Genomic DNA, 7051 nt, shown 5'->3' with positions numbered 1-7051 from the left:
CTTGTTCCCTATCCTGTTGGTAAAGTGGAGCTAAACGCATAATAAACTCCCTATCCTCCTGTGTTTTTTTCGATAACGCTTCTAGATTTCTACTCAAATTATACAATAAGTTTAAGGAAGCCGATTTTAGGGGATTATTCGCTGATAATCTCTCTAATTCATCGATAGCTCTCTCTCTTGTTCCTCCTCTACCCAATAATCTTAGCCATAATGTCTCTGGGATTGCGGGTAATTGATGAATGACGACAATCGCTGTACCGAAACCCTCCGGGAGAAAATAAACCCCTTCTCCCCAATTGGGTTGTAATTGAGCCGTAAACAGGGATAAAATGCGCTCACTAGCTGTGGGAGTGAGAATCCATAACTTAGGTATTTCCTCCTCTGATATTCTCTGTTTATTTCTCTTTGCTTCTCTGTGGAAGATTTCACGGATAGCAAAGCGCTTGGACAGACAATCATTGATACCATCAAGGGTAATCCCATTGCGATAGGGTTCCAATAAACAGGGATTTTGGCATAATTTGCCTAATAATCCTAGCTGAGAGGGAATTTCAGAGATATTAGGACTAAAATACACATCAATTTCTTTAATTTCTGAGGTGACTTCTTTGCTGACAACTACTGTACCGTAGGGAGAAAGAAGGGTTTCTAGGAAATCTTTGCTAAATTTATCCCAAATAAAGCGAGTCATTTCACTTATCAGTTACCAGTTATCAGTTATCAGTGACTACCACCTAAACTCGGTAGCTTGAAAAAGGTTAATTGCCTCAGTTGCTGATTTTAGCCTCCAGATTAATCATCGAGAATTGAGCAAGCGATCGCATTTATGATCTGATTCTAATTTATTGAGGGTCGTTAAGAATAGTGATAATTGACATTTCTTAAGATTTTATCTCCGACTACTGATAATTAACATTAACATCGACAAAAAAACTTTCTAAAATCTGCTTAGATAAAGATAAATATTGACATTTGCTGTTAAATTAGTCAGCTTATCGCCCCAAAAGGGAAACAAAAGGGGGTATAGTAGATATGGCCGCTTTTAATTTGGCTGCTGCTGATCGCTCTGGTTGATTGAGTTTAGCCAGAATTTGGTTTAATGATTCTAAGATTTGTACAGAAGCAAGTTGATCGGTTGGTTCTGTGGTAATTGCCGTCAATTCTGTGACAATTTCTGCTACCATCACCTCGGCATCAGGAAAAGATGCTTCTTGACTCTCGCTGGCGACTAAATCCCATTTTTCCCGTTCAAAATCCCGAATTTGTTGGCGTAAATCTTCGAGCTGCTGCTCGATCCTAACTTTTTCTTCTGGTGCGATTGTGACTAAAGTGTTTCGCTTTCCCGCTAATTGTTTTTTTAAGCGTTGAATATTTTTATCGAGATTTTGTAATTCGCCAGCAGACATAGAGAAATAAGGTTAAATTACAGGGTTAATTTAATTATGATCTATCCATCTAGAAATGTCATTCCTTTGGCTGTCCCCCACTCCCCAACACCCAACCCCCTCACGGATCACAGAAAAAGCCTAGCTCAATCTGGAAATTTTGATTATGATCATTAAGTAATTGACCTTTATTTGTGATATAGATTCAAAGGAGAGACACGGTGTCCACAGAAGTCATCGAAAAGCGTTCCACAGCGACAATCCGTAAACCAGCACCGCGTTATCGCGTTTTACTCCACAATGACGACTTTAACTCGATGGAGTATGTGGTTCAGAGTTTAATGCAAACGATCGCCGGTATGACGCAACCCCAAGCAGTTGATATCATGATGGAAGCGCACACTAATGGTACGGCCTTGGTGATTACCTGCATTCAAGAACACGCGGAATTTTACTGTGAAACCTTGAAAAATAAAGGTTTAACCAGCAGCATCGAACCCGATGAATAAAAGATTACGGGTAATTGCCACTTACCCAGTCCCCCTGCGACTGGGAATTTTTATTTTGCTCTTACTTTTTCTCTGGTTGCCGATCGCACTTCCCCTCTATCACTTTTTTGCCACTAATGCTAATCTGGCCTCAATTTTGACCCTTTCTGTTCTCTATCTGGAATTTTTGGGGTTATCCCATTGGTGGGGACGGACAATTTATGGCGATGAGGGATTAGCCGATTATGGTTTGATTTGGCGAAGAAAAACGCTGATCGAGTTAATTAATGGGTTAGCGATCGGTTTATTTTTCACTTTCTCGCTTTTTCTGTCCCAAGCGTTCCTAGGTTGGTTAAATTTCTTACCTGCGAATCCCCCAATCAGCAAAATCATCTTGGAGGGGTTTTTAGTCGCTTTAGCGGTGGGTTTTGCCGAAGAATTGCTATTTCGGGGCTGGTTACTGGGAGAATTAGAAAAGGATTATCGTCCCGCTATCGCTCTAGTGATTAGTGCCTTAATTTTCGCTCTTGCTCACTTTATTAAACCTTTAGCCGAAATTATCCGCACTTTTCCCCAATTTCCTGCCTTAGTCTTGCTAGGATTGGTTCTCGGTTGGGCAAAACGCGCCTGTGGTGGTAGTTTGGGTAAAAGTATCGGTCTGCACGCGGGTTTAATCTGGGCATACTATATATTAAATGTGGGTCAGTTAATTAAATACACTGGTACTGTTCCCGATTGGTTAACTGGAATCGATAAAAATCCTTTAGCGGGAGTGATGGGTTTACTTTTCCTGACAATTCTCGCTATCTGGATCAGAAAAAAAGCAGTTTTGAGTGAACGATAGGGGATTAAATCAATTACTATAAAGGGGAAATTGCCCATGAGAGTTATAGCCGATGAATCGATTATTATCTTTTCTAGAATATCGCCCGCGTTTGCGTAATATCCTATCTTTTTGTTTCTCTGTTATCTTCATGCTGTTGATCGGTGTAGGCAAAGTCACAGCACAGGATTTAAATAATTCTACTCTGGATTTAGTTGCTAATATTTGGATGTTAACAGCCGGCTCTTTAGTATTCTTTATGAATGCGGGTTTTGCCCTGCTAGAAACGGGTTTTTGTCGTACTAATAACGCCACTAATGTCTTAGCTAAAAACCTAATTGTCTTCTGTGTTTCTGCCTTAGCTTATTGGATGTTTGGTTTCGGTTTAATGTTTGGCAATACATCAGCACTAGGAAATAGTTTCTCTGGTGGTACAGGATTTTTCTTGGAAATTCTAACCCCTAATAATGAATACAGTCAATTCCAAAAATTCTGGCCAGGTCGTTCAATTGCCACTTTATTTTTCTTTCAATTAACTTTTGCGGGAACTGCGGCGACCATTGTATCGGGAGCAGTGGCAGAAAGGGTTAAATTTTGGGCATTTTTGCTATTTAGTTTCTTTTTAGTCGCTTTTTCTTATTCTATTACAGGACATTGGATTTGGTCATCGGAAGGATGGTTATATAACTTATTTAAGTTTCGAGATTTTGCCGGTTCAACGGTGGTGCATTCGGTGGGAGGAATGGCCGGATTAGTGGGTGCTTGGTTACTAAAACCGAGAGATGGACGTTTTGGTTATAATCGTAAAACCGATAGTTATGAAGAAAAAGAAAGAGGAAATTTTGCTCCCCATCAGTTAGGATTTGCAACTCTTGGTTGTTTCATTCTTTGGTTAGGATGGTTTGGTTTTAATGGTGGTTCGGCAGTAAATTTGAATGATGTCCCCATGACAATTACTACCACGATGATTGCCGCTGCCACTGGGGGATTTTTGGCATTAATTTTTAATCCTTTAATTGGTCGCAAAGTCAGTTTATCCATAATTATTAATGGCATTTTGGGGGGATTAGTGGGGATTACGGCATCATCAGGTTATGTTAATATCAAATCAGCTATTATCATCGGTGGCATTAGTGGCATTATCGTCTTATTAGGAGAAGAATTTTTAGTTAAAACTAAAGTAATTGATGATCCAGTGGGAGCAATTTCAGTACATCTTTTTTGTGGTTTTTGGGGAACAATGGCGGTGGGTTTCTTTAGTACCAAAGATGCGGGAGAATTTGCCCTTGGATTAACACAGAATAGTCGCATATCTCAAGTTGCTTTTCAATTTTTTGGATGGGTTATAGTTATGGCATTTACGTTTATTTTTAGTTTAATTCTCTGGCTAATGATTGGCAATCTCCTCTACTATATGCAAGTAATTGTTTTACGTCAAAAGAACTCACCGGTTAACTTCTCTCCTGTTGTCAGGAGTCAATCCTTCAATGTTTCTGACCTATTCTCCCTATTTTGGTCACGGGGAAGGGAAGGAATCCGGGTATCATTATCCGATGAATTAAAGGGTAGTGATGGGGTATTTAGTGATTAAAAAATTAATGTTTATTCGATAAGTTTTTGGCAATCTGGATTATCTGGCAAAGCTCGCTCGATATCCAGTTTCCAGGCTTTGTCATTGTGCCAACGTTTTGCCCAAAATTGAGCTTCTTTAAAGTTATCAGAAGTTGCGGGGATTTGGCACAAAATTTCAAAACCACCTTCTCTATCCGGCACATTAGCCACAAAATTATTGGCAGCTAATCCTATTGCTTGCTGAATTAACATTAACTCATTTAATTGAGTCGCACACTTTTCAGAAAGCCGATTACCTTGTTTACTTTTCAAGTCTTGCAGTTGTTGAATAGTCCTGTTTAAGCTAATATTAAAATCTCGTTTAGTACAAATTTCTGGAATACTAGGTGAGGGTGTCACCATAACATCAGAATTCTTTTCAGGAGTCTTTAATGACAAGAAAGCAAATCCAAGAAAGCCTAATATTGCCAAGAAAGATAACACTTTAGTTAAATCAGCAGGAGAATTCTCCACATCAACTAATTTTTCTAATTCCTGTCTAACCCATTGAACATTAAATACCTCTTGATAAATTCGATTGGTCACTTCTAGATAATCATCATTTTTAATCACTAATGCTGCTTGCTGAAGTGCCAATTTTTCGGGTTTGTTATCAGCAAATACTCTACCCTGCAAAATATCTTGATAGGTCTCTAATCTTGACCTAACATTTGCATCAGGAGTTAAGAGACTGTTTTGTATTTTCTGGAGATGGGCTGCCGCTTTATTTTGTAACCAATTTTCTACAATATTCTTCTGAATTAATTGTTCAATTACTGGTTTTTCTTCTCCTTTCCGCAACTCATTTTTATTGTCGATTAGCAAACGAATAACTATTTCGGTTAACTGCAAGTTATCACCGGTCCAAGCAAGAGTTTCCTCAATTAAAGTTGCTCGTTGGGTTTCCTCAAATTCGGGCGTTAATTTTTCTTCAGCTAGTTGATATGCTTCCCTTTGACCTGCTATCTGTGCTTTTCGCTCGGTTGGGATTTGACTTAACTCTAAAGAAGGCTTTTCTGACTCATTAATATCTTGATTTTCACTCCAAGTTAAAGCTTCTTCTAAATCTTGATCAGAAAGAAGTTCCGTGGTACTAGCTACCAATTCCGCTTCCGGGTTAATCAGGATTTGTGGTAATTTGGTGGAGGCTAATAATTGCAATTCTTGACTGACGGTGATTTCTTCCCCGCGACCCCATTCTAATAAATCACTAGCTTGTTTTAATTCCCTAATAATAACCGGGGCGAGAGTACGATAGGAATGTTTAGGGTTAGCTAGTGCCGATTGGGCATTTTTAACTAAATATTGCCATTGTTGCTGTTCTGAAGCCAATTGAGACAGAGATAAAATTAATTCTTGTAATTGCTGACGGGAAGCGCTGGTTTCTTCCTGTTTGAACAGTTGTAACATCTGTTTGAGGCTATCTCTGGCGCTGATGGAGATAGAAGATGTTGCCGCAATAGCAGGGGTGGATTTTACTTGGCCCAGAAGATAGTTAAGATGGGCCTGTAATTCAGCAAAAGTCGGTTCACCGTTTTTAACGATAGCGTCAGCTTCCTCGGCCTGTAAACCGAAGGGATCCTGCAGCTTATCAATCAATATCTGAAGCAGATCATAACTTTTGAGGAACAAAGACTCTAATTTTTGATCCACTTCCAGGGGATTTTCTTTCAATATTGTGAAAGCATCCTCAAGACGGTGAGCAGTTTTTTGGATACTGCTATAGCCTAACATGGCCGCCCCTGCCTTGACGGAATGGGCGGCACGAAACATCTCGTTCATCTGTTCATGGTTGTTCACGAGATTGCCTAAGTCTAAAATCCCGTGTTCCAAAGTTTCTAGGTGTTCTTTTGCTTCTTCGATGAAATAGCCGAGAATTTTCTGATCGTTAGTGGAGTCCAAGGTATTATCCCCCTTATCACGATGCTATCTAGTCCTGGATTGGCCTAGTTTTTCATTAAATATATCAGTGACTCTTAAATCATTATAAATACATCAACAACTGCCTGTGAGCATCTCATGGAAAAATTAATGCGCTCCAGGGTTCGGGGTAGGGCTGATTCATTCTCCGAATCTAATTCTTTTTTTTGCTACCTTTAATGGCTTATGAGGTAAGCTAGGGAGCAGGGGAGTACAGGTTTTTGCTCTCATAGTAGGTTGATTCATGAATCAACCTACAAAGCACGACGTTTTGAAAAATTTTCAGATATGTATTTCCGAGAAATCGACTACAAACGTTGCTAGGTAAGGATTTGAGAGAATGACATTTGAAAGAATGAAACAGCCCTACCCGATCACCCCAAGGGCTGGCACTTTTTGAGGGTAAAAAAGTCCAAAAGTCTTATCCAACAAGGTTTTTAGATTTATTCAGCAAACGCTATATATTATTCTATCCGGTTCTTCGTTACTTGGTATGGTTCGATTGGGTGGCATAAATCGACTAAATCCTTATCTGGCAATAGATTTAATTGATTAGTTCGCTCTAGATCTAAAACAATTGACAAAAATCGCCAAATGTCTTTCTCTATAAGAGTTTCATTTCTTAATAATCCTGTACGTCGCATAAGACAAACCGAAGAACCTTCTATCAGTCCTCAATTTAATTGGCTCTTCCGAACTTGTCATGTAAAATTAAATAAAAAACAGACAATTATTGCTGACCAATAAAACAATAATTTATCTTTAAAAGCTCACTATGCTTGCAATACAGCAATTTATTGGTTAAAATATAAACAGCCAAGACC

Annotated in this window: 6 protein-coding genes; 3 read left to right on the top strand and 3 right to left on the bottom strand. The window is 39.1% G+C overall.

Annotated elements, in window-relative coordinates; translation table 11 throughout:
- Both ACOCD9_RS21260 and ACOCD9_RS21255 read right to left on the bottom strand, forming a co-directional pair.
- Positions 1 to 691 (bottom strand): hypothetical protein (locus ACOCD9_RS21260; protein WP_419548374.1); only part of this gene is annotated, 691 nt, incomplete at its 3' end.
- Positions 692 to 992: 301 nt separating this feature from the next.
- Positions 993 to 1406 (bottom strand): hypothetical protein, encoded by a 414-nt coding sequence (locus ACOCD9_RS21255; protein WP_287700775.1) that lies wholly within the window; start codon positions 1404 to 1406, stop codon positions 993 to 995.
- A 200-nt stretch (positions 1407 to 1606) separates the two neighbouring features.
- Here ACOCD9_RS21255 and clpS point away from each other — a divergent pair, with 200 nt between their 5' ends.
- Genes clpS through ACOCD9_RS21240 form a run of 3 tightly spaced genes read left to right on the top strand, consistent with a single transcriptional unit; the run spans position 1607 to position 4287 of the window.
- A complete protein-coding gene (gene clpS / locus ACOCD9_RS21250) occupies positions 1607 to 1894 on the top strand; it encodes an ATP-dependent Clp protease adapter ClpS (RefSeq protein ID WP_002738526.1) in 288 nt (95 codons plus the stop codon).
- On the top strand, positions 1887 to 2717 hold the full coding sequence (locus ACOCD9_RS21245; protein WP_287700773.1) for a CPBP family intramembrane glutamic endopeptidase: 831 nt from the start codon (positions 1887 to 1889) through the stop codon (positions 2715 to 2717). Before clpS ends, ACOCD9_RS21245 begins: the two co-directional genes overlap by 8 nt.
- 52 nt (positions 2718 to 2769) lie before the next feature.
- A complete protein-coding gene (locus ACOCD9_RS21240; RefSeq protein ID WP_287700771.1) occupies positions 2770 to 4287 on the top strand; it encodes an ammonium transporter in 1518 nt (505 codons plus the stop codon).
- A gap of 11 nt (positions 4288 to 4298) precedes the next feature.
- Here ACOCD9_RS21240 and ACOCD9_RS21235 read toward each other — a convergent pair whose 3' ends face one another.
- Entirely contained in the window at positions 4299 to 6209 is a 1911-nt protein-coding gene (locus ACOCD9_RS21235; protein WP_287715542.1) for an Hpt domain-containing protein, read from the bottom strand.
- Positions 6210 to 7051 lie beyond the last annotated feature (842 nt).

It is taken from the genome of Microcystis sp. (assembly GCF_048564745.1).
Lineage (GTDB): Bacteria > Cyanobacteriota > Cyanobacteriia > Cyanobacteriales > Microcystaceae > Microcystis > Microcystis ichthyoblabe_A.
Note: the sequence above shows the minus strand (reverse complement) of the source record. Positions and strands in the feature narration are given on the sequence as shown.

Bases quoted from the DNA above. Each gene is read 5' to 3' on its own strand.
- ACOCD9_RS21255 (WP_287700775.1), bottom strand. From the start codon at position 1,406: ATGTCTGCTGGCGAATTACAAAATCTCGATAAAAATATTCAACGCTTA.
- ACOCD9_RS21245 (WP_287700773.1), top strand. From the start codon at position 1,887: ATGAATAAAAGATTACGGGTAATTGCCACTTACCCAGTCCCCCTGCGA.
- ACOCD9_RS21240 (WP_287700771.1), top strand. From the start codon at position 2,770: ATGAATCGATTATTATCTTTTCTAGAATATCGCCCGCGTTTGCGTAAT.